Source organism: Streptomyces sp. A01 (assembly GCF_059026195.1).
Map to the genome: position 1 here is coordinate 135,284 of NZ_JBWLKN010000006.1, position 20,841 is coordinate 156,124.

Genomic DNA, 20,841 nt, shown 5'->3' on the forward strand with positions numbered 1-20,841 from the left:
CGGAGCCCCGCTTCTCAGCTGGGTTCCGGGCTACGGACGTTGGCACGTCACGACGGAAGGTGCCGTTGGTGCCCTCGCGCGACCGGGGTCGCTACGCCGTTACTTCACGTCCACGAAGTCAACGCTCGACGCGACCGCCGAGTGCGAGGTGTTCCCGGCGTAGTTCCAGCGCCAGTCACCGTCCACGGACGCCTTGACCGTGGTCTTCAGGCTGCCGTTGGAGGCCGTCTTCACGGTCTTGACGGTCTTGAAGGTGCTGGTGCCCTTCTTGCGGAACTCCAGCTTGGTGGACTGGCCCTTGTGCGCCACCCACTTGTTGTCGCCGAAGACGTCCCAGTGCGCACGGGTCAGCTTGCCGGTGACCGTGAGCGTCTTGCCCTTCTTCACGGGCTCGGGCGAGGCGTTGACCGTGAGCTTCGACTGGCGCTGGAGCTTGAAGGACCCGGCCTTGTCGGAGGTGTAGTAGTCCTCGTCGTTGGCGTTCACCCACGCGCTGACGTACCAGTTGCCGGCCAGCGCGTCGGTGTACAGGTCGACCTTCACGTCCACCGTGAACGTGGCGACGCACGTCGAGGTCGTCGCGTTCGTCACGGTGCACGTGATCGGCTTGGTCGGCTCCTCGAAGCCGGACGACGGGCCCATCAGCTGGATGTGCTCGGCGTTCTTGATGCCCGAGTCGTCCTGCGCGGTCACCGAGACGGTGAACGTCTTGGCGCCGCCGGTGCCCAGGACGACGTTCTTGCCGCCGTTGACGACGACCTTGGTGATCTTGGCGTCACCGCTGCCGTCCGCCTGCGCCGCCGGAGCGGTAAGGCCGGTCAGCGCGATGGCACTGGCGGCGGCGAGCACGGCGAAAGTTGCGCTCTTGCGCATGTATCCCCCCACGGGATGAAAAGAGCCCCGTCGCATCCATTGTGCGACGGAGTCCGACTGGCACAACTGTACGTATTTCACCTACCGTTCACAACTGTCACACCCATCCCGCACGTCACTTGGCATTCGTACGGGAGTGGCAGTGATCGGAGGGAGAATCCCCGGCCGTACTCTGTCTCGCAAGTAGCTCAGCCGTCCCAACTCCCCGCACGCCATGAGGCTGTTACGCGGACGGCGCGACCGATGGGACAAGGCGATGACGGGATACAGCTTCCGGGCCGACGAGATCGACACGAGCAAGCCGCACTCGGCCCGGATGTACGACTACTTCCTCGGCGGCAAGACCAACTACGAGATGGACGTCGCCGCCGCGGAACAGGTCCTGTCCGTCTGGCCGGGCGCGAAGGTGTGGGCGCGGGCCAACCGTTCCTTCATGCACCGGTCCACCCACTGGCTGGCCGCGGAAGCGGGCATCCGCCAGTTCCTCGACATCGGCACCGGCGTGCCCACCGAGCCCAACCTGCACCAGATAGCCCAGCGCGTCGCGCCCGACAGCCGCGTCGTCTACGTCGACCACGACCCCATCGTGCTCACGTACGCTGACGCGCTCCTGCGCAGCACCCCCGAGGGCCGGGCCGCCTATCTGCACGCCGACGTGCTGCGCCCCGAGACCATCCTGGACGCCCCGGAGCTGAGCGGCACGCTCGACCTGAGCCGGCCGGTCGCCCTCTCGCTCAACGCGCTCATGCACTTCATCCCGGACGAGAGCAAGCCGTACAACCTGGTCAAGGACCTGATGGCACGGCTCGCCCCCGGCAGCTACCTCGCCCTCTCCCATGGCGCACCCGACCGCGACCCGCTGACCGCCGCCAGGGTCACCGAGCTGTACCGGCAGAGCGGCATCACCGTCGTCGGCCGGACCCGGGAGCAGGTCGTGCCCTTCTTCGACGGCCTTGAGCTCGTCGATCCCGGCGTCTCGATGATCTCCGCCTGGAAGTCCGAGATCGAGCAGCCACTGACCGAAGTGATCGACGTCGAGGTGGCGTTGTACGCGGGCGTGGGGAAGAAGACGGCGTAGCGCGCGCACCCGGCCGACCCTGCCGACCCGGCGGGCGCGCGGCGGCCAGGCCGCCGGAGCACGCCCTGCCGGATCACGCCCTGCCGGGTCATGTCACGTCGCGTCAGGCCGCGACGACGCGTCAGGCCCCGTCGAACCAGCGGGCCTGGGCCAGCTCCGCCGTGCGCGTCGGGTCCTCCAGCAGGGCCGCCACCTCGAAGCGGCGCTCCCACTGGCCCGCCGCCCAGGACAGGCCCGCGGCGACGCCCTCGACGGTGGACGCGTGCAGCGTGCCGTCCACGTAGCGCCAGTCCAGTTCGGCCCGGCCCGCCGCCCCTTCGGTGCGCTCGTCGGTCACGACCAGCAACTCCTCGTGCTCGATGTACGACAGCGGGGCGCCGGGCAGCAGTTCGCGTACGGCTGCGGCGACGTCGTGCGGCTCGCCGTGCGAGATGACCGGCGCGGCGCAGGCCTCGCTCAGCCGCCGCACCTGGAGCAGCTCGGCCAGTTCGGCTGCCTGGCCCGGCGGCACCGGGAGCAGTGCCCGGCCCTCGGCGAGCGGCATCAGGTCGGGCGCGTCGGCGACCAGCGCGTCAGCGGCGTCCACGACCCGCAGCACCACACCCTCCGCGCTCTCCCGTGCCACTGCGTCCGGGGCCTCTTCCGCGCCGGTCGGGGCGGCTGCGGACGCGCCCTGGATCACCGCGCGGAGCTCGTCGGGGAGCGTCACCTCTTCGGGTGACAGGTAGGCCAGGGCTCCGTAGAGAGCGCGCAGCTGGGCCGGGCCGACCTCGCTGTCCTCGTCGGCAAGGCGGGCGAGCAGTTCCGCCGCGCCGCCGGGCTCGTCGAGGAGGGCCGCCACGGAGGTGCGTACGCCGAGCGCCCGCAGCACCTGGGCGTCCACGTCCGCCGTGTCCGCCGCCTCGTAGAGACCGGCGAGCAGCGGGTCTCCCCCGGCGGCCCGCAGCCCGGCGGGGCGCCGCCCGTCGAGCACGGGGTGGCCGCGCAGCCACCACGCGGTGTACGGGCGGACCGTCTGCGAGGTCCCGGCCGTGGAGTCGTGCCCCCGCGCGCCGCCGGAAGCGGCTTCCTGGGACAGGCCGCCGGGCAGCAGCACCCGGACGGGCGTGGTCAGCGCGTCCCGCAGCGGCGGCTTGGACAGCATCGCCAGCGCCTGCGGCCAGGCGTCGTCGTCCACCAGGTCCAGGTCCCGTACGGCGATGATCTCGGTGGCCACCGGCGGCACCGGCGACGGCGGCAGCGTGTCCAGCACGTCCTCGCACCACACGTCCACCGCGTCGAGCACGCCGACGTCGTCGGGCTCGGCGTAGTCGCTGTCGCGCGGCTCCAGGTCGTCCGGTTCCAGCACCACGTCGGTCGCCCGTACGAGGGTGAAATCGGCGAGCACCCCGGCGGCGGCGAGCGTTTCCTCGCCCCACCGCCGCGCCAGCTCCTCGTCGCAGGCGGCGAGCTCACCCTCGCGGATCACCCGCTCGAAGTCGCTGCCCGGCACCACGAGATCACCGGCGAGGGAGAGCTCGCCGTCCTCGTCGGGGAGCGCCAGCGCGGCCAGCCACGGCTCGTCGCCGGGCGCGAGGCGCGCGTCCCGTACGAGCGTGAGCACCGTGTCGGCCAGCGCCTCGCTGTTCAAGGACCCGGTCGGGCCGTCCTCGTCCGCGAACGGGTCGTAGTCGTCCTCGGCCGCGTCGAGGGAGTTCGCCACGGCGGCCCGCACCTGCGGCGTGGTCAGCACGGCACGCGGGGTGGCCGGGGTGGCCCCCAGCTTCTCCAGCAGCGGGTGCACGGCGTCGGGGTGCGCGACCTTCAGGCCGAGTCTGGCCAGCGTGCGGTGGTGGGCCGCGGTGTCGTCCTCGGCGGAACGGCCGCCCTCTTCCCCGGCCCGGTCGGCGTCCCGCGCCGCCGCGTCGTCCACCGTCGGCTCACCCGGCAGGGGCAGCAGCACCTGGCGCGGCCCGATCGTGGTCCGGCTCGTCCCCGGCCTGCCGCCTCCGACGAGCGGCACCGGCAGCCCGGTGAGCTGGTCCGGGTCCGTACCGGCCAGCGCGTCGTAGAACCGCCACCACCACACGGGCGGCCGCTCGGCGCCCGCGAGCCGGTCGATCACCTCGGCGAGCGGTACGCGCGTCACACCCAGCGCGCGCAGCTCAGAGCGCCGCTCCAGACCGGCGGGCAGCAGATTCGGGAACAGCTCGGCGAGCACCCGCGCCGTCTCGGCGCCCGCGCCTTCCACGATCTCCGCGTCGGCGGGCCGCAGCACGCCCGGCACACCACCGGGCCCGTCCAGCGCGTACGGGTCGTCCCCGGCGCCGACCGCCAGCATGTCGGCCTCCCGGCCCGACGGCGTACGGCCGCCGTCAGCGCCGCCCGGACGCGCGGCACCGGCCGTCCGCGTCTCGGCACCGGCGTCCGCCGCCGTCGCGTACACGGCGGCGGCGCTGGGCAGGAAGGGGACGCGCGGCAGCCGGTCAAGAACCAGGCGGCGCAGTTCACCGTCCAGTTCGCCCTTGCCCAGCGGGCCCGGCACCAGGTCGATGATGCCGACGCTGACCGGCTCCCAGTCGCGCAGCAGCGCGGCGTACGTCTCGGCCACCCGGGCCAGCAGGAAGTCCGTGAGGGCGCCGGGCGCGACCCGGCGACGGGTCGGTTCCAGCGGGAAGGAGGCGATGAGGAGCGCGGGCAGCCCCATCGGCTCGTCCGTCGGCGTCGGCGCGTGCACGACCGGGGCGCCGCCGCCGCGCAGCTCCCGACCGCCGCGCTCCTGCCGCGTGCCGACGCCCTCGAGCGCCTCCGCCGGGCCGCCGTCGACGCGTACCGGCGCGCCTTCCGCGTCCACCTGCACCGCCCAGGTCACCGACCACGCCGGGCGCAGCCGTTCCTCTACGGGGCGGTCGGCGAGAAGATCCGCCGTCAGCCGGCCGCCGTCGCTCGCCACCCGCCACCGCGTCGCGCCGCTCTCGTGCGCGCTGTCCTCGATGACGACGTACGGGCCGTCCTGACGCCGCCTCAGTGTCCGTACGCCCGACGGCGTATCGACGACGACCTCGGCCAGGCCCGGCAGCGTCAGCAGCAGCGACGCGTCGATGGCGGCCAGCAGCCGCTCCACGACGTCCTCGGCCGCGCCGTCGCGCAGCGGCAGGACCACCACCGTGTCGTAGCCGTCGGGAGCGCGGCCCTCGGCGGGCAGCGGCAGCCGCAGCAGCGGCACGTGGCCGTCGCGGCGGCGAAGCTCGTCGCTGAGGCCGGGGTTCCCGTCGGCCGCGCCGTGCGCCAGTGCCCGCGCCTCGGCGAGCGACCAGCGCACACCACCGGTGCGGCTGACGACGGCGGGCTCATCGCTCACGGCGAGTACGGCGGCGAAGCCGACACCGAACCGCCCGACGGCGTGCGCCGCCGGGCCGCCCTCATCGGCTTGGCCTGCTTGGCCTGCTTGGCCTGCTTGGCCTGTCTGGCCTGCTTGGCCTGCTTGGTCTTCGGGCCGCTTCGCCGAGGCGCGCAGCGTGGACAGCGACTCGGCTCCGGCGGCGTCGAGCGGCGCCCCGGTGTTGGCGGCGGCGAGGACGGTTGTGCCCGTCTCGGCGTCGGCGCTGTGCAGGGTGAGCCGCAGGCGCCCGGGGACCTTGGCGCGGGCGGCCGCGTCGGCGGCGTTCTGGGCGAGCTCGACGACGAGCCGGTCGCGGTAGCCACCGAGCGCCAAGTCCTCCTCGGCGTTGGCGTCCTCCCGGAAGCGGGCGGAAGAGGCGGCCCACGCGTCCAGTACCCCGCGTCGCAGCCGTCCGGTACCGAACGGGTCAGCGTCCCCCGTCGCGCCCCGCACCATCGCCGTGCTGCTCACGTGTTGTCTCCCTGTTCCGGTTCGCCTGCGGCTCGCCCGCTCCGTGCCTGCGGCGATGCTTGCGGTGAACGTACCGTCATCGCGAGAACGTGCCCGACTGCCCCTGCTTTCCACCCACTGGACAGCCAAACCACGTTCGGCAGAACCGGCAGGAAACGGCCACCACGCGCCCGCTGCGCGCGCGTCGCGGCCGTGGCGCGGGCGGCGGCGTGCCGGACCCCCAGCGCGCGTGTCGCGCGCGTGGGTCCGCGCCGATGCCCGGGCGGCGGTCTCACCAGGTGCCGGGCCGAACCCGGGTCGATGCCGGGCCGAAGCCGCGTCGAAGCCGACCGAGGCATGGCTGGAAACGCCTGAGCGACTGGCCGAAAGAACGCCACGGAAGGGGCAGTGGCGCTCAGCCGTCAGCGGCCCGGGCGGCGCAGCCGGTCATGACGCGCGCGGTCGCCGCCCAGCCGGGTGACCGGTCAGTCCGCCGGGCCAGGCCGGGGCGCCCGCCCGAGGCGGCGCGGCCCGCGGACGGGTCAGGAATGGCCCAGTTCCTCGGCCGGGCCGTCCGGCTCGACCGATCCGCCCGTACGGTCCGGGCGGAGCCTCAGCGGGTCCACGACCGTCTCGTCGATCACCGGCGGCGCCGGGCGTGGCGGCTTCGGCATGACGGCCGCCTCGGAGTGGCCGCCGCAGCCGTACGTCAGCGAGACGACGCGGCCGTCGGCCGGGCTGAACTCGTTCGCGCACACACCGAAGGCCTGTCGCAGCGAACCGCCGAGCGACATCAGGAAACCGCAGGTCATACAGGAAGCGGGCGCCGCCTGGGCCATTGGTGTCTTCGCACCGTACGACTCCTCCCAGCGGTCGGCGGCGATGTGCAGCCCGTAACGGGACAGGACGCGCGCACGGCCCAGGCCGAGCTCGTCGGCGACCGCGGCGATCGTGGCCTTCGCCGGAAGCACGGCGCCGTTCTCGTCGACGGAGAGGCCTTCGGCCGTGGCCGTGGGCGTGGGCGTGGGCGACACGGTCGGCTGGGCGGCCGGGGAGCCGGGCGTGACGACCGCGTCCTCGGTGTCGATGAGCTGCGCCAGCTCGGCGGAGAGCACGGGGCGCTCGTCGGCGGACAGCACGGAGTTCGGCGGCGGGGCGTCCTCACCCGAGAAGCCCGGCTCAAGGCGCAGGTCCTCGGCCTCGGTCGGCAGCAGGTCGCCCGGGCCCATGTCGCCGGGACGCAGCCGCTCGCTCCACGGCACCCATTCCGGCGCGAGGAGCGCGTCGGGTCCGGGCAGCAGCACCGTCTCGTCCAGCGTGACGTTCTTGGCGCGCGAGGCACGGGCGACGGTCACCGCCCATCGCCAGCCCCGGTAGCCGGGTTCCGCGCACTCGAAGAAGTGCGTGACGACACGGTCTCCGTCGGCGACGGCGGTGACGTGCTCGCCGACCATTCCCGGGAGAGCCGCCTCTACGGCCGCCTCACGGGCAAGGTCGACCGCCTCGGCGCACAAGCGGTCTGGGGTACGGCTTCGCATCGCAGCACTCACAAGAATCGATTCTCTCCTACGCCGTCTCACGAGTGCGCCAGCCAAGCGGCCGGAACAGCGGACGGAGCGGACCTCAGGACCGCGTCAACGTCCGCGCCCGAACGGCCTCGGGCGCACCTAGTACGTCCCATTCTGCGGGATAGTGACCCGGTGCGTGGCCAAGAACGACCGCCAGTGGCGCGTTAGGCACGCTACCTTGTCGAGCCGCGCCCGCCCCACCCCCACCTCGCTCCCGCTGCCACTCCGTGACCCGTTTCTGGTGGCGGCACGCTGCGGCAAGCGTGAGAAACGCACCCGAGAAGCGATCGAAAGTCGCCTACCGCGGCCAGATTGGGTAGACGATGTCGTGGTGAAAGGCACGAGGATCGCCGAGGGCGGCCCGGCTCGCAGGCCGGTCAGAGCCTTCGGCCGCGCACTGCGCCGCCCGTTCTCCTGCACGGCACGCGGCGTGCGGAGGGCTACCCACGCCCACGGTGCGGGCGAATCCGGGCTCGGGAAACTGATCGAACTGCACGCGGTCAACTCCGCGGGCGACATGATGATCACCGTCGCCCTCGCATCGACCGTCTTCTTCTCCGTACCGACCGACGAGGCGCGCGGCCGGGTGGCGCTCTACCTGGCGATCACCATGGCCCCCTTCGCGCTGCTCGCCCCCGTCATCGGGCCGCTGCTGGACAAGGTGCCGCACGGCCGCCGTGCGGCGATGGCCACCGCGATGCTGACCCGCGCGCTGCTGGCGCTGACCATGGCGGACGCGGTCTCGGGCGGTGGGCTGGAGCTGTATCCGGCGGCCCTCGGTGTGCTGGTGGCGTCCAAGGCGTACGGAGTGGTCCGCTCCGCCGTCGTCCCGCGTCTGCTGCCCCTGCGGTTCTCGCTGGTCAAGGCGAATTCGCGGGTGACGCTCGCGGGACTCCTCGCGACCGGGCTGGCCGCGCCGATCGGCGCCGGGCTGCATCAGCTGGGAGCCGCCTGGCCGCTGTACGGGGCCTGCGCGGTATTCACCCTCGGCACGATCCTGTGCTTCACGCTGCCGCACAAGGTGGACTCGGCGAAGGGCGAGGCGACCGCCCACCTGATCGCCCACCCCCCGCACCTCCTGCCGCACGCGCACCCCCACCTGCCGCTCAGACATCACCGTGAGGTGGCCGCGACCGGCGTGGGTGGCGGCGGCGTAACGCGCGGCAATCTGGCCGTCGAGGGCACCATCGGTGGCGGCCCGGACGGCGGCAGCGAGGGCGCTGACGTGGCGACCGGCGAGCGGGCTCGCGACGGCCTGGAGGCCGGGCCCGAGGACACGACCGGCACCGCGACCGGCATCGTGACCGGCACCGCGCCGGTCGATACGACAGGGACCGCGGCCGGGGACCAGCCGGGTGACAGGGCGGCCGGGCAGCCGGGCGATGAGACCACCGACGGCACCGGCGACCACACCGGCCACAGCGCGTACGCCGGGAACGGTGCCGCAAACAGTGCCGGGAACGCCGCCGCGAACGGCGACGTGGACCATGGCGTGGACCGCAGCGAGGACCCTGGCGTGGTCGTCGTCGGGACCTCCGACGTCACCGAGCGGCCGCCCAAGCGCCCCGGGCTGCGGACCGTCGGCTCGTCCGTGCTGCACGCGCTGCCCGCCAACGGCACGCTGCGCGTGCTCTCCGGCTTCCTGACGTTCTTCCTCGCCTTCATGCTGCGCGAGCATCCGCTGGGCGGACTGGGCCCCGAGCTGTCGCTGGGGATCGTGGCGGTCTCGGCGGGCGTGGGCAACGCTCTGGGCACGGCCATCGGCGCCGGGTTGCGGACCCGCGGCCCCGAGCTGATCATCGCGGTGGTGCTGACGGGCGCGCTGGGCGCCGCGGTCACCGCCGCCGTGCTCTACAGCCAGATCGCCGTCGCCGTGCTCACCGCTGTCGCGGGCATGTCGCAGGCGCTCGGCAAGCTCTCGCTGGACGCGCTGATCCAGCGGGATGTCCCGGAAAACGTCCGGACCTCCGCATTCGCCCGTTCGGAGACCGCGCTCCAGATGTCCTGGGTGGTCGGCGGGGCGATCGGCATCGCGCTGCCGCTGAACGGGCCGCTCGGCATGTCGGTCGCGGCGGGATTCCTCACGCTGGGGATACTCGCGACCGTACGGGGCCTGCTCGGGGCGGCCAGGCGCGGCACGCCGCACCCGCGCGTGGCGTGAAGTGCGCGGCCCGATAGCCTGCCAGCATGACCACTGCCACGCGGCGGAGCCGCACTTCGATGTCGTCCTGGCGCAAGGGCCGCCGCGTCGCCGCCACCGTTGGTGCCGTATCCCTCGGGCTGATCACCCTTGCCGCCTGTGACAAGCCGACCCCTCTCGCCACCGTGACCGTGGGCACGGACTCGGTGAACTCCGAGGCCACCAAGGGCTGCTACGGCGATGGTGACGTCCTGAGCGAGAAGACCACCAAGGCGTGCCTGTCGAAGAAGGCGGGCGAGTCGATCAAGGTGAAGCCGGGCGAGAAGGTGCGCATCGGCGTGGAACCGGAGATCGCCGAGTCCGGCTGGGTCATGGTCTCCACCAACCCGCTGATGAAGGAACCGAGCAAGGACAATTACCGCAGTTTCGACGGTGATGACCTGTTCGAGCAGAAGGACCCGCAGACCGGCCAGACCGTCGGCATGCAGAAGAAGGTCACCATCGCCATCGTGGAGCTCTCGAAGAACGAGGGCCCGAAGGGGATGTGGCACTTCCAGCTGGAGCGCGACAGGTGACGCGCGACTGACCCAGCAGGCCGTACGCGGTCGCGGATCACTCCGCGACCGCACCCGCTCCACCCACCCCACCACCCCACCGACGTACTCGACTGAGGGGCTGAGCCGATGCGCGCCCTGATCATCACCGCCGTGCCGGCCGAGCGGGACGCGGTGGTACGGGGCGTCCTGGAGGCCGGTGCCTTCGAGGGCGCCGAACATGCCCTGCCCGGCGCTCCCGGCCACCCGCGCAGGCAGCTGGCCCTGCCTGTCGCCGGCACCGACGAGGCGCTGACCCTGGACGCCCTGACGGTCGACGTACTGGCCGCCGGCGTCGGGCCCGCCGCCTCGGCGGCGGTGACGGGCAGCGCCCTGGCCTCCGCCATAGCCGAGGACGCCCCGTACGACCTCGTCGTCTCGGCGGGAATCGGCGGCGGCTTCACCGCCGCCAACTGGCCGCCGGTGCCCTCCTCCGGCCAGCCTGGTGCCGCCGACCAGCCCGACGCCGCAGGGCGTCCCGGGGCTCCTCTGCTCTCCGGTGCTTCCGGGCGGGCCGAGGCGCCGCTGGCGGCCGTCGTCGTCGCTGAGGCGATCGTCGCCGCCGACCTCGGGGCCGAGACCCCCGACGGCTTCGCCGCCGTCACCGAGCTGGGCTTCGGCACCGTCGAGCACCGCCCGCCCGCGCGGCTCGTCCAGGCCGTCGCCGAGGCGACCGGGGCGGTGCGTGGGACGGTGCTGACCGTCTCCACCGTGACCGGCACCGCCGCCCGCGCCACCGCGCTCGCCGCCCGGCACCCCCGCGCGGTGGCCGAGGCGATGGAGGGCTTCGGTGTCGCCGAGGCCGCCGCGGCGCACGGAGTGCCGGTGCTGGAGATCCGTGCCGTCTCCAACGCGGTGGGCCCGCGCGACCGCGCCGCCTGGCGGATCGGCGACGCGCTGGCAGCCCTCGCTCACGCCTTCGCCGCGCTCACCCGCGTACTGCCCCGGACCTTCGCCCAGGCCGACTGGGCGGGCGACGCCCCGGACACCCGGCAAGGCCCCCCGCGCCCGGACACCGGCCCGGCCCGTGACGCGGCCCCGGCCGACGGCTCGGACCCGCCACCGGCCCCCGGCGCGGGCTCGCGCACCGCAGAAGCAGACGCAGCCGCGCCCCGCCCGAGGAGGACGCCTTGACGACCGACAGCCGCCCCCTGCGCATCGCCTACTCGCCGTGCCCCAATGACACGTTCGTCTTCGAAGCGTGGGCCCACGGCCGGGTCCCCGGCGCCCCCGAACTCGATGTGACGTTCGCCGACATCGACATCACCAACGGCATGGCCGAGCGCGGCGAGTTCGACGTCCTGAAGGTGTCGTACGCGGTGCTGCCCTGGGTGCTCGACCGGTACACCCTGCTGCCGTGCGGTGGCGCGCTCGGGCGCGGCTGCGGCCCGCTCGTCCTGACCAACGGACCCGCGCGCCCCGCGGACCTGGCGGGGAAGACGGTCGCCGTGCCGAGCGAGCGCTCGACCGCCTACCTGCTCTTCAGGCTGTGGGCCGCCGCCGAGGTGCCGGGGGATGTCGGTCACGTCAAGGTCCTGCCGTTCCACGAGATCATGCCCGCCGTGCGGGACGGTTCCGTGGACGCCGGTCTCGTCATCCACGAGGCCCGCTTCACCTACCAGGACTACGGGCTGCACCGCCTCGCCGACATGGGCGAGCACTGGGAGGCGACCACCGGCCTGCCGATCCCGCTGGGCGCGATCATCGCCAAGCGGGAGCTGGGCGGCGAGCGGCTGCGCGCGCTGGCGGAAGCGGCCCGCACCTCGGTGCGGCTGGCCTGGGACGACCCGCTGGCGTCCCGTGAGTACGTGCTGGGCCACGCGCAGGAGATGGACCCGGCCGTGGCCGACCAGCACATCGGCCTGTACGTCAACGAGTTCACCGCCGACCTCGGGGAGGACGGTTACGCCGCCGTGCGCGGACTGCTGACGCGGGCCGCGGCCGAGGGCCTGGTTCCGCCACTGAGCCCCACCGCGCTGGACTTCGGCTGACCGGACGGACGGCCACCGCCGTCTGCCGTCTGCCGTCTGCCGTCTGCCGTCTGCCGTCTGCCGTCTGCCGTCTGCCGTCTGCCGCGAGCAGCGTGCGGGGAGGCTGCCCCTGCCAGGTGCCTCCCCGCACGGCTCTCCCCCACGGCGCCGCGCACCCCGCTCCGCCAGCGGGGCGCCCGTGCCGGGCTCGTAGCACGGCTCGTACGCACGGCTCGTACGCACTGCCTGCGCGCACTGCCCGCACGTCCGTACGGTCCGCCCGCCACGCGTGCGCGCGTGCGGGTGGGCGTGCGCTCAGTGGACGGTGAATGTCCGGGATGTGCCCGTGAAGTGGCTGACGGCGCCGCCGAGTGAGCGTGCGTCGCCGTGGTGGACGATGCGGTAGTCGCCGGGCGCGGCGTCGCGGGGGATGTCCCAGCTGATGCGGGCCGTGGAGACGGCCAGGTACTCGCGCTTCCAGCGGTAGACCGTCGACCAGTCGTTGTCGGTGGCCACCGTCCGCCATGTGCCGCCGTCGCGCCGCTGCACCTCAAGGAAGGTGCCCTCGGAGCGCAGGTCGTTCTTCGGGTGGCCGGTATAGAAGGACGCCTTGGCGCGCTGGCCGCGCTGGTAGCTCCCGGCGGGCTGCTCGCTGACGTCGCCGAAGCCCTTACCGGCGGGCGCCGCGTCCAGCACCACGCCGGGCTGGAAGCTGAGTTGGCGGTCGCCGAGCCACGGCGGCCGTACCGCGCTCGGGGTGGGTGTGCCCTCCCGCAGGGAGGCGGCGAGTGCGGCGAACTCCTGCTGGTAGGCGGGGAGGGTGTACCGGCCGAAGTGGGTGGAGGCGCCCTCGTAGTGCTGGGCGTCGTACTCCTCGGGGGTCGTGACGTACTGGCTGTACGCGTTGGAGTAGCCCGCGAAGACCGTGTGCCGGGAGGAGTCGCCGAGCTCGTCGGAAACCACGTCGGTGACCCGGTGACCAGCGGCGACGGTGAACTCGGCGGGCGCGGCTGTGAGGCTCAACTGCCCGATTCTGACGATCTGGACGGGCAGGATCTGCGGTGTCCACGCGGGGCGCTGCGCGCCGGTCGCGAGGAAGACCGGCTTCGGCGCCTGGCACGCGCGCAGTTCCGGGGAGGCCGGGGTGATGACCGCGCCGAGGCCGACGAGCAGCGGGTTGGCCTTCAGGTCGCCCTCGTCGACGATGTCGGGTCCAGGACCGTCCTCGGCGCCCGCGGTGAACGCCTGGCCCAGGGCCGCCTGGCAGGTGCGGTGCGCCTTGCCGTCCGGGGTGTGGCGGCCTTTGACGTCGACCTTCGAGAAGTCGACGTACCGCTGGCGGTGGTCGATGGGGCCGGTGAGGACTTCCTTGGCGCCGTTGAACAGCTCAAGGGCCTTGTCGGCCTGGCGCTTACCGATGATCCTCGTGTTCTCGAACTCGTCGTCGGTCGGGCCGTGGGCGCCGCCGTCGCGCAGGTTCGGCGACATGTCCCCGGCGTTGGTCTGCGCGAAAGCGGCGACGAACTTCCCGCGCTCGTCCGCGCCGTCCACGCCGTACGTGTCGTGCTCCACCTGATACGAGGCGTAACCCTTGTTGTCCGCGCTGATCAGCGTGTTCTCGGGAGTCATGGAGGTCGCGTGGGTGGGGAACCAGCTGAGCATCCCGACCGGGCGCCCGGCCTGCTCGAAGCGGAGCACCGTCATCCGCGTGTCCACCTCACCGGGGAAGCGGGCTTGTTCCGCCGCCGGGTTGCGGCGGAAGGCGGCCGCGGACCGGTTGACGTTCGCGCCGCGCAGGTTCCCGCTCGCGATCTTCACGGTGCCGGGGGCGCGGTCGGCGTCGGCGGAGACGATGGACGCGACGATTCCGGAAACGATGGCCTCGTACGTCTTCTTCTGGTGGCCGAGCGTGGTGAGGTTGTACAGCACGTTGTGCGAGTGCCCGCCCGGTCCCGCGTGCGTATGCGTCGCGGACAGGACGACGTTGCTCTCCGTGTACCGGGACCCGAACCGGTCGCCGAGCCTGCGGATGACCTCCTGGTGCACGCCCTGCATGATCATCCCGGCATCGGCGCTGACGAACACCGTGCGCCCGCCGCCGGGTTGCTCCATGACGAAGGCGCGCGCCCACTGCCGGGTGTGGATGCCGGAGGTCTTCTGGTCGAGGCGGGCGTAGCCCATCATCCCGGTCTCGGCGGCCTCGCCGGTGATATCGGCGAGGCCGACGCCGACCCGGTATCCGCCACCGGCGGCAGCCTGGACCCTCTCGCCCCCGGGCGACCGGTCCGCCGCCGCGGGCCCGGCACCGGTGAGGCTGGAGGCGACGAGTGCGGCGAGAAGTCCGCCGAGCACGGCGCGTGTCCACCCCCGGGAGCGGCGGCCGTGCGGGCGGCGGGCGGAGCGGCGCGGGTGCGGTGCGGACCGGTCTTCACCGCGCCCGTCGGCCGCGAGGGGATTCCTGACCGAGGACGGCTGGGAGGCGCCGTCCCGGGAGGTGCCGTCCCGGGAGGTGCCGTCCTGGGAGGCGCCGTCCTGGGAGGCGCCGTCCTGGGAGGTGCCGTCCTGGGAGAGGCGCGGCTGACGGCTCGTGGGGTGGTCGCCGGGGGTACAGGACGTGCGTGATGACATGCGCAGTGCCTGACTGTGAGGGGGAAGTGGCCCCCGGGTACGAGGGCTCCGCCCGGCGACCGCTCCTCAGAATGGAACCGTGGTTACTGCCCGGTCAATACGGCGTCAGCAGAAAACCGAAAACCTAATCAGCTTTTCTGGCCGAACGGTCCCCCGCCCCCGGACGCACCTGGAAGGGCCTCAGGCAGAACCTCGGGCGGGGCCTCGGGGAGAGCCGCGCGCACGCCCGCCCCGCGCTCGAAAATGCCCTGCACCACCCTGCGCGCCTCAGCGAGCACGGCCGGGTCACCCTCCTGTGCGTCACGCTCGAACGCCAGCTTGACGAGGGCGTCTCCGGCGGCGACGCCCATCAGCAGCGCCGTCCGCACCCGCGCGTCCGGCTCCACGTCGAAGCGTTCGGCGACAAGGGCCGCCAGCCGGTCGGCGACCACCTCGTCGTTGCGGCGCCCCTCGGCCAGCAGCCGGTCGTCGGCCACGTCACCGAACAGCACCATCCGGAAGCCGGGGTCGGCCCGCGTCATGCGGACGTACTCGTCGAACCCGGCGACGGCGGCGTCGCACCAGTGCGCGAACCCGGCCCCGGCCATCAGCCGGTCGAGCCGGTCGAGGAAGGCGTCGAGGTTCCGGGCGGAGGCCGCCCGGAAGACCGCTCTGCGGTCCGCGAAGAATCCGTACAGCGTGGCCAGCCCGACCCCGGCCCGTTCGGCGATGCGGGTCGTGGTCGCCGCCGGATACCCCTCCTGGACGACCAGCGCCACGGCGGCGTCCAGAATCCGGTCGACCTTCTCTCGGCTGCGCCGCTGCCGGGGCTCGCGCCGCAGCGCGCTGAACGGCTTCGCCTGCTCGGCGGCCCCACCACCGGCACGCTCCGGCCCACGGGACGGCCCTGGGCGCTCCGGCTCCCGTCGGCGTTCGGCTGATGTCCGCGCGTTCATCCGCTCCTCATCCAGCCGCACAGCCCGGTAGCCCGGCAGGGCGCGAGGCGGGCGGCGACGAGGCGGGGGACACGAGGACCAGCCTCCCGGAAACCAGACCGCCGGACATCAGACTCCCAGACATCAGAGACATCAGACTCCCGGTCATCAGACTCCCGGAACAAGAAAAAATCTCGGCTTTCACCACTGCCCGGAAGGCGGTGTCCCGCGTCACACGACGAACGCGGACGCGGGACCACTGCCGATACGAGGGAGCGCTGGATCACCGAGGGGGCGCGCGGCGACGGCGGAGCGCTAGACGTCGAGTTGATCCGCTACCGCCCGCAGCATGCCCGCGATCTTGCTGCCGTGCGCCTTGTCCGGATACCGGCCGCGTTCGAGTTGCTGTGTGACGTTCTCCAGCAGCGTCGTGAGGTCCTGGACGATCGAGGCCAGTTCGTCCGGCTTGCGCCGCTGCGCGGCCGCGACCGAGGGGGTCGGATCAAGGATGGTTACAGAAAGTGCCTGGTCACCACGGTTTCCGGCGACGACGCCGAACTCGACGCGCTGTCCTGGCTTGAGCGCTTCAACGCCGTCTGGGAGTACTGACGAGTGAACGAAGACGTCGCCGCCGTCGTCGCGGGAGAGAAAGCCGAAGCCTTTCTCACTGTTGAACCATTTGACCTTGCCGGTAGGCACGTCTGTCCTCGTCCTCGTAACTCGTCGGGAAACAACGGAAAACAGCTCTGGATAGCACTACAGCGGGTCGCAAGACCCGCCGCCACCAAGGCTAATGGTCCGGAGCCTGGTGACAAGACGTACCCGCGTGGTTCCTGCTCCGTGACGACCCATGGCGGTCTCGACTTCGCAGGTAGGGGACCTACCCTTGTCGCGTGAGTAATGAAACTTCCCGCACAGGGGATCTGCTCGTCCGGATCGGCGCGATTGTCTTCCTGGTCGGCGCGGTGGCCACTCTCGTCACGGTCACCCCGCTGCTGCTGGGCATGGACCGGCTGCCGACACCCGCCTACTTCGTGTCGATGCTGATGGGTGTCGGCTTCCTCGTCGCCGCGGCAGGGCTGCTGACGTCGATCGCGGCGCAGCGGCGTCAGGCCAGGTCCGCCACGTAACCCCGCCACCACGCGGGGAACTCGGTCAGGTCGGCGAGGACGACGTCGGCCCCGGCCGCGCGCAGCTCGTCCGCGTCGCACGGCCCGGTGGCCACCGCGACGGAGAGCGCTCCCGTCGTACGGGCGCCCCGTACGTCACCGGTGTGGTCGCCGACGTAGACGCTGGCGCCGTACTCGTGCAGCGCCTCCGCCTTGGCCTCGGCCCACAGCCAGCCGATCACCGCGTCGGCCTCGATGCCGAGGTGGGCGAGGTGCAGCTTGGCGTTGGGTTCGTGCTTGGCCGTGACGACGATCGCCCGGCCGCCGCCCGCATCCGCCGGTCCGTGGCCCTGGACGGCGGCGATGGCCTCACGGGCACCGGCGAGCGCGAGGGTGGGCTCGATGGCGTGGGCCGGGTACAGCTCGCGGTAGCGGTCGCCGACGGTCTGGATCTGGTCGTCGGGGAACCAGTGCGCGAGTTCCTGTTCGAGGGGCGGGCCGAGCCGGGTGATGGCGAGATCCACGTCGATGAAGGTGCCGGTCTCCGCCGACAGCGCCTCGTAGGCCGCCTTGATACCTGGCCGGGAATCGATGAGCGTCATATCGAGGTCGAAGCCGACCGTGAGGGCGCGGGGGGCCTGGGGACCGTCTACGGCGTGGGCGTGCGGTAGCGAGGACATGGTCGATATTCTGCCGCCTGCCGCCCGTACACTTAGCCTTGCCTAACCAGGCATCAAGATCATAAGTCCGCCTTCGTGCGCTACGCGAATGGAACCGATGTCCGCCGCCCCGACCAGCAGCCCCAGAGCCTCCCTGGTCAGCCGCCGCATCGGCTGGACGGCGGTCGCCACCCTCGCCCTGCTCCTCGCGATGCTGCTCAGCCTCGCCGTCGGCAGCCGCCAGATCGCGCCATCCGCCGTCTTCGACGCGCTGCTGCACGGCGGCTCCAGCGACGCCGCCGAAGTCGTCCGCACCATGCGGCTGCCCCGCACCCTCGTCGGCCTGATGGTCGGCGCCGCGCTGGCACTGGCGGGCACCGTCATGCAGGGCATCACGCGTAACCCCATCGCCGACCCGGGCATCCTCGGCATCAGCCAGGGCGCCTCGGTCGGCGTGGTGCTCGCCATCGCGTACGCCTCGATCCACACCCTCACCGGCTATGTGTGGTTCGCCTTCGTCGGCGCCGGTGTCGCGGCGGTCTGCGTCTACGCCGTCGCCGCGCGCGGGCGCGGCGGGGCCACCCCCGTCAAGCTCGCGCTGGCGGGCGCCGCGATCAACGCGCTGCTCGTCTCCGTCACCATGGCCGTCCTCACCACCAAGGCCGCGGCGCTCGACGAGTTCCGCTTCTGGCAGGTCGGTTCCCTGTCGGGCCGGGACGCCGAGGTAGCCGGACAGATATGGCCGTTCCTGGTGGTGGGGGTCGTACTCGTCCTGGCGGTGGCGCGCGGCCTTGACGCGCTCGCGCTCGGTGAGGACGTCGCCAAGGGGCTCGGCCAGAACGTCGCCACCGTACGGATCGTCGGCGGCCTCGGCGCGACGGTGCTCACCGGCGTGGGCGTCGCCGCAGCCGGGCCCATCGCCTTCGTCGGCCTGGCCGTACCGCACATCGCCCGCGCGATCGTGGGCACCGACCACCGCTGGGTGCTCCCGATGGCGGCCCTGATCGGCCCGGTCATGCTGCTCGTCTCCGATGTGATCGGCCGCATCGTCTTCCCCCCGAGCGAGGTGCCGGCGGGCGTGATGACCGCACTGATTGGCGTGCCCTTCCTGGTGGCCCTTGTCCGCCGCAAGGCGGTGGCGGCGTGACGCACCCGCTGACCACGAAGAACATCCCAGCCGCCACGCGCGCGCCCGCGCCAGCCATGGTCCGCGCCGCGGCACCCAGCGGCCCCGTCTCCCCGTGCGCCGTCGCCCACCACCACGCCACCCACCACCACCAGGCGGTGACCCGATGACGGCCGTGGACACGCGCACGGAGCCAACGGAGCCGCGCGACGGCGCCAGGCGCCGGGCGGCCGTGCGGCCCGCCGGGTACACCCTCGTCCGGGCCGGGCGCGGCTCCTTTCTGCTGCATCGCCGTGCCGCCGCCGTCGCCGCCGTCCTCACCGCGCTGCTCGCCGCCTCCTGCGTGGCGTATCTGTGCGTCGGGGAGACGGCCGTCGCCCCCGCCGAGGCCGTCAAGGTCCTCCTCGGGCAGCCGTCCCCCGACCGGCTCGTCGTGGAGACCCTGCGGCTCCCCCGTATGACGCTCGGCGTGCTCGTCGGCGCCGCGTTCGGTGTCGCGGGCGCCCTCATCCAGACCGTCGCCCGCAATCCGCTCGCCAGCCCCGACATCATCGGCGTCACCCAGGGCGCGAGCGCGCTCACCGTGGGCGCGATGACCTACGGCGTCACCTCGTACGCCGTGCTCCCCTACCTCTCCGTCGCGGGCGGGCTCGCGGCCGCCACCCTCGTCTACGTCTTCGCCTGGCGCGGTGGCCTGCACGCCGCGCGCTTCGTCCTCATCGGCATCGGCTTCGCGGTCGCGCTGCGCTCCGTCACCCAGCTCTTCCTGACCAAGGGCGACTACCTCGTCGCCCAGCAGGCGCAGGTGTGGATGACCGGCTCGCTCAACGGACGTGGCTGGGACGAGGCCGACCCGCTGGCCCTAGCGCTGCTGGTCCTGCTCCCGTGCGTCTTCTGGGCCGCGCGGGCCCAGCGGACCGTGTCGATGGACGACGACACGGCCACCGCCCTCGGCGTCAGGCTCGGCCGGGTGCGGCTCGGCCTCGTACTGCTGGGAGTCCTCCTCGCGTCACTGGCGACCGGCGCGGCCGGTCCTGTGGACTTCGTCGCGCTGCTCGCCCCGCAGATCGCCCGCCGGATGACCCGCACCGCCCAGATCCCGCTGCTCTGCTCGGCGTTGCTCGGCGCGTTCATCGTGGTCACGGCGGATCTGCTGGCCCGCAAGCTGTTCGCGCCGACCGAGCTGCCGGTCGGCGTGCTGACCGCGGCGATCGGCGCCCCGTATCTGATCTGGCTCATCGTGAAGGACGCCAGCATCCACAGCCGTACCGGAGGCAAGGCATGACCAACGCAGCTCCCGAGGGCGACTCCGCGCCCACCAAGGCGGAAGCCGGGCCGGAAGCGGAGGCCGGGGCCGGGGCCACGGCGGAAGCCAGGCCCGGCGCGGAGGCCGGGGCCACGGTGCCAGGCGATCGTGCGGAGGCCGGTGCCGGCACGAACGGCTCGGCGCCCGGCAGCAGGCTCGCCGCCCGCGAGCTGACCCTCGCCTACGAGGACCGCACCGTCGTCGAGAGCCTCGACCTCGACATACCCAACGGCGCGGTCACGGTCATCGTCGGCCCCAACGCGTGCGGCAAGTCCACGTTGCTGCGCGCCCTGGGACGGCTGCTCAAGCCGCGTCGCGGCGCGGTCCTCCTTGACGGCACCGACCTCAGCCGCATCCCGACGAAGAAGATCGCGCAGACCGTGGGACTGCTTCCGCAGACGCCGGTAGCCCCCGAGGCGATCACCGTCGCCGACCTCGTCTCACGGGGCCGCCAGCCGCACCAGCACTGGTGGCAGCAGTGGTCGGACGAGGACGAGCGGGCGGTCAGCGACGCGATGGACCGTACGGACGTGTCGGCGCTCGCCGAACGCCCCGTCGACGAGCTGTCCGGCGGCCAGCGGCAGCGCGTGTGGATCGCCATGGCGCTCGCCCAGGAGACCGACCTGCTGCTGCTCGACGAGCCGACGACCTACCTCGACATCTCGCACCAGGTCGAGGTGCTCGACCTGATCCGGCAGCTGAACCACGAACGGGGCCGCACGGTCGTCGCGGTGCTGCACGACCTCAACCAGGCCGCCCGGTACGCGGATCACCTGGTGGCCATGAAGGCCGGGCGGATCGTCGCGCAGGGCAGCCCGGCCGAGACGGTGACGGAGGACCTCGTACGCCAGGTCTTCGGCCTGGAGTCGGTCGTCGTCCCCGACCCGGTGACGGGCAGCCCGCTGGTCATCCCCGGCGCACCGTGGCAGGCGACGGCGGGAGCCAGCGCCCCGGCTGTGGCGGGGCAGGCGGCCGACGCCCCCCAGGACACGCACTGACGCCCCCACGGGTTCCGCCCCCCCTTTGCCTCCCCCCACACCTCCCTCCCCTCGTACACGACTTCCGT

At 72.9% G+C, this 20,841-nt stretch carries 17 protein-coding genes; 10 read left to right on the forward strand and 7 right to left on the reverse strand.

The annotated features are described in order from the left end of the window. Positions 1–99: 99 nt before the first annotated feature. Complete coding sequence (locus tag AC5P1B_RS10090) at positions 100–873, reverse strand: calcium-binding protein (RefSeq protein ID WP_493886338.1); 774 nt, start codon at positions 871–873, stop codon at positions 100–102. Positions 874–1,129: 256 nt separating this feature from the next. Between AC5P1B_RS10090 and AC5P1B_RS10095 the strand changes: the two genes are divergently transcribed. Beyond that, complete coding sequence (locus AC5P1B_RS10095) at positions 1,130–1,951, forward strand: SAM-dependent methyltransferase (protein WP_493886340.1); 822 nt, start codon at positions 1,130–1,132, stop codon at positions 1,949–1,951. Positions 1,952–2,072: 121 nt separating this feature from the next. Here AC5P1B_RS10095 and AC5P1B_RS10100 read toward each other — a convergent pair whose 3' ends face one another. Together AC5P1B_RS10100 and AC5P1B_RS10105 are read right to left on the reverse strand one after the other, a co-directional pair. Next, positions 2,073–5,768, reverse strand: a complete 3,696-nt coding sequence (locus AC5P1B_RS10100; RefSeq protein WP_493886597.1) for a sacsin N-terminal ATP-binding-like domain-containing protein — start codon at positions 5,766–5,768, stop codon at positions 2,073–2,075. A 536-nt stretch (positions 5,769–6,304) separates the two neighbouring features. Further along, entirely contained in the window at positions 6,305–7,300 is a 996-nt protein-coding gene (locus tag AC5P1B_RS10105; protein WP_493886342.1) for a DUF3027 domain-containing protein, read from the reverse strand. A gap of 361 nt (positions 7,301–7,661) precedes the next feature. Here AC5P1B_RS10105 and AC5P1B_RS10110 point away from each other — a divergent pair, with 361 nt between their 5' ends. The 4 genes from AC5P1B_RS10110 to AC5P1B_RS10125 all read left to right on the forward strand — a co-directional run bounded on the left by AC5P1B_RS10110 (position 7,662) and on the right by AC5P1B_RS10125 (position 12,054). Further along, positions 7,662–9,491, forward strand: a complete 1,830-nt coding sequence (locus tag AC5P1B_RS10110) for an MFS transporter (protein ID WP_493886344.1) — start codon at positions 7,662–7,664, stop codon at positions 9,489–9,491. A gap of 26 nt (positions 9,492–9,517) precedes the next feature. Further along, on the forward strand, positions 9,518–10,045 hold the full coding sequence (locus tag AC5P1B_RS10115; protein WP_493886346.1) for a hypothetical protein: 528 nt from the start codon (positions 9,518–9,520) through the stop codon (positions 10,043–10,045). Between the two features lie 108 nt (positions 10,046–10,153). Next, entirely contained in the window at positions 10,154–11,197 is a 1,044-nt protein-coding gene (mqnB, locus tag AC5P1B_RS10120) for a futalosine hydrolase (protein WP_493886348.1), read from the forward strand. Further along, the gene (locus AC5P1B_RS10125; RefSeq protein WP_493886350.1) at positions 11,194–12,054 is read left to right on the forward strand and encodes a 1,4-dihydroxy-6-naphtoate synthase; all 861 of its coding nucleotides are present in this window, start codon (positions 11,194–11,196) and stop codon (positions 12,052–12,054) included. The genes mqnB and AC5P1B_RS10125 overlap by 4 nt, the downstream gene beginning before the upstream one ends. Positions 12,055–12,348: 294 nt before the next feature. Here the strand turns inward: AC5P1B_RS10125 and AC5P1B_RS10130 are convergent, their stop codons facing one another. The 3 genes from AC5P1B_RS10130 to AC5P1B_RS10140 form a co-directional block, all read right to left on the reverse strand. Further along, complete coding sequence (locus AC5P1B_RS10130; RefSeq protein ID WP_493886351.1) at positions 12,349–14,661, reverse strand: neutral/alkaline ceramidase; 2,313 nt, start codon at positions 14,659–14,661, stop codon at positions 12,349–12,351. 128 nt (positions 14,662–14,789) lie between these two features. Continuing rightward, entirely contained in the window at positions 14,790–15,596 is an 807-nt protein-coding gene (locus tag AC5P1B_RS10135) for a TetR/AcrR family transcriptional regulator (protein ID WP_493886353.1), read from the reverse strand. A gap of 294 nt (positions 15,597–15,890) precedes the next feature. After that, entirely contained in the window at positions 15,891–16,274 is a 384-nt protein-coding gene (locus tag AC5P1B_RS10140; RefSeq protein ID WP_493886354.1) for a cold-shock protein, read from the reverse strand. A gap of 194 nt (positions 16,275–16,468) precedes the next feature. Here AC5P1B_RS10140 and AC5P1B_RS10145 point away from each other — a divergent pair, with 194 nt between their 5' ends. Next, a complete protein-coding gene (locus tag AC5P1B_RS10145; RefSeq protein ID WP_493886355.1) occupies positions 16,469–16,705 on the forward strand; it encodes a hypothetical protein in 237 nt (78 codons plus the stop codon). Here AC5P1B_RS10145 and AC5P1B_RS10150 read toward each other — a convergent pair. Then, positions 16,684–17,364, reverse strand: coding sequence for an HAD family hydrolase (locus AC5P1B_RS10150; RefSeq protein ID WP_493886356.1), 681 nt, complete (start codon positions 17,362–17,364; stop codon positions 16,684–16,686). The two genes, AC5P1B_RS10145 and AC5P1B_RS10150, sit on opposite strands and share 22 nt — an antisense overlap. Before the next feature lie 97 nt (positions 17,365–17,461). Between AC5P1B_RS10150 and AC5P1B_RS10155 the strand changes: the two genes are divergently transcribed. From AC5P1B_RS10155 to AC5P1B_RS10170, 4 genes are read left to right on the forward strand one after another with little or no spacing between them, the layout of a single operon-like run. Continuing rightward, entirely contained in the window at positions 17,462–18,490 is a 1,029-nt protein-coding gene (locus tag AC5P1B_RS10155; RefSeq protein ID WP_493886600.1) for a FecCD family ABC transporter permease, read from the forward strand. Further along, positions 18,487–18,639, forward strand: a complete 153-nt coding sequence (locus AC5P1B_RS10160; protein WP_493886357.1) for a hypothetical protein — start codon at positions 18,487–18,489, stop codon at positions 18,637–18,639. The genes AC5P1B_RS10155 and AC5P1B_RS10160 overlap by 4 nt, the downstream gene beginning before the upstream one ends. Then, a complete protein-coding gene (locus AC5P1B_RS10165) occupies positions 18,636–19,754 on the forward strand; it encodes a FecCD family ABC transporter permease (RefSeq protein ID WP_493886358.1) in 1,119 nt (372 codons plus the stop codon). The genes AC5P1B_RS10160 and AC5P1B_RS10165 overlap by 4 nt, the downstream gene beginning before the upstream one ends. Then, a complete protein-coding gene (locus AC5P1B_RS10170) occupies positions 19,751–20,773 on the forward strand; it encodes an ABC transporter ATP-binding protein (RefSeq protein WP_493886359.1) in 1,023 nt (340 codons plus the stop codon). The genes AC5P1B_RS10165 and AC5P1B_RS10170 overlap by 4 nt, the downstream gene beginning before the upstream one ends. Positions 20,774–20,841 lie beyond the last annotated feature (68 nt).

Bases quoted from the DNA above. Each gene is read 5' to 3' on its own strand.
- AC5P1B_RS10090 (WP_493886338.1), bottom strand. From the start codon at position 873: ATGCGCAAGAGCGCAACTTTCGCCGTGCTCGCCGCCGCCAGTGCCATC.
- AC5P1B_RS10095 (WP_493886340.1), top strand. From the start codon at position 1,130: ATGACGGGATACAGCTTCCGGGCCGACGAGATCGACACGAGCAAGCCG.
- AC5P1B_RS10100 (WP_493886597.1), bottom strand. From the start codon at position 5,768: ATGGTGCGGGGCGCGACGGGGGACGCTGACCCGTTCGGTACCGGACGG.
- AC5P1B_RS10105 (WP_493886342.1), bottom strand. From the start codon at position 7,300: ATGCGAAGCCGTACCCCAGACCGCTTGTGCGCCGAGGCGGTCGACCTT.
- AC5P1B_RS10115 (WP_493886346.1), top strand. From the start codon at position 9,518: ATGACCACTGCCACGCGGCGGAGCCGCACTTCGATGTCGTCCTGGCGC.
- mqnB (WP_493886348.1), top strand. From the start codon at position 10,154: ATGCGCGCCCTGATCATCACCGCCGTGCCGGCCGAGCGGGACGCGGTG.
- AC5P1B_RS10130 (WP_493886351.1), bottom strand. From the start codon at position 14,661: ATGTCATCACGCACGTCCTGTACCCCCGGCGACCACCCCACGAGCCGT.
- AC5P1B_RS10135 (WP_493886353.1), bottom strand. From the start codon at position 15,596: ATGAACGCGCGGACATCAGCCGAACGCCGACGGGAGCCGGAGCGCCCA.
- AC5P1B_RS10150 (WP_493886356.1), bottom strand. From the start codon at position 17,364: ATGTCCTCGCTACCGCACGCCCACGCCGTAGACGGTCCCCAGGCCCCC.
- AC5P1B_RS10155 (WP_493886600.1), top strand. From the start codon at position 17,462: ATGTCCGCCGCCCCGACCAGCAGCCCCAGAGCCTCCCTGGTCAGCCGC.
- AC5P1B_RS10165 (WP_493886358.1), top strand. From the start codon at position 18,636: ATGACGGCCGTGGACACGCGCACGGAGCCAACGGAGCCGCGCGACGGC.
- AC5P1B_RS10170 (WP_493886359.1), top strand. From the start codon at position 19,751: ATGACCAACGCAGCTCCCGAGGGCGACTCCGCGCCCACCAAGGCGGAA.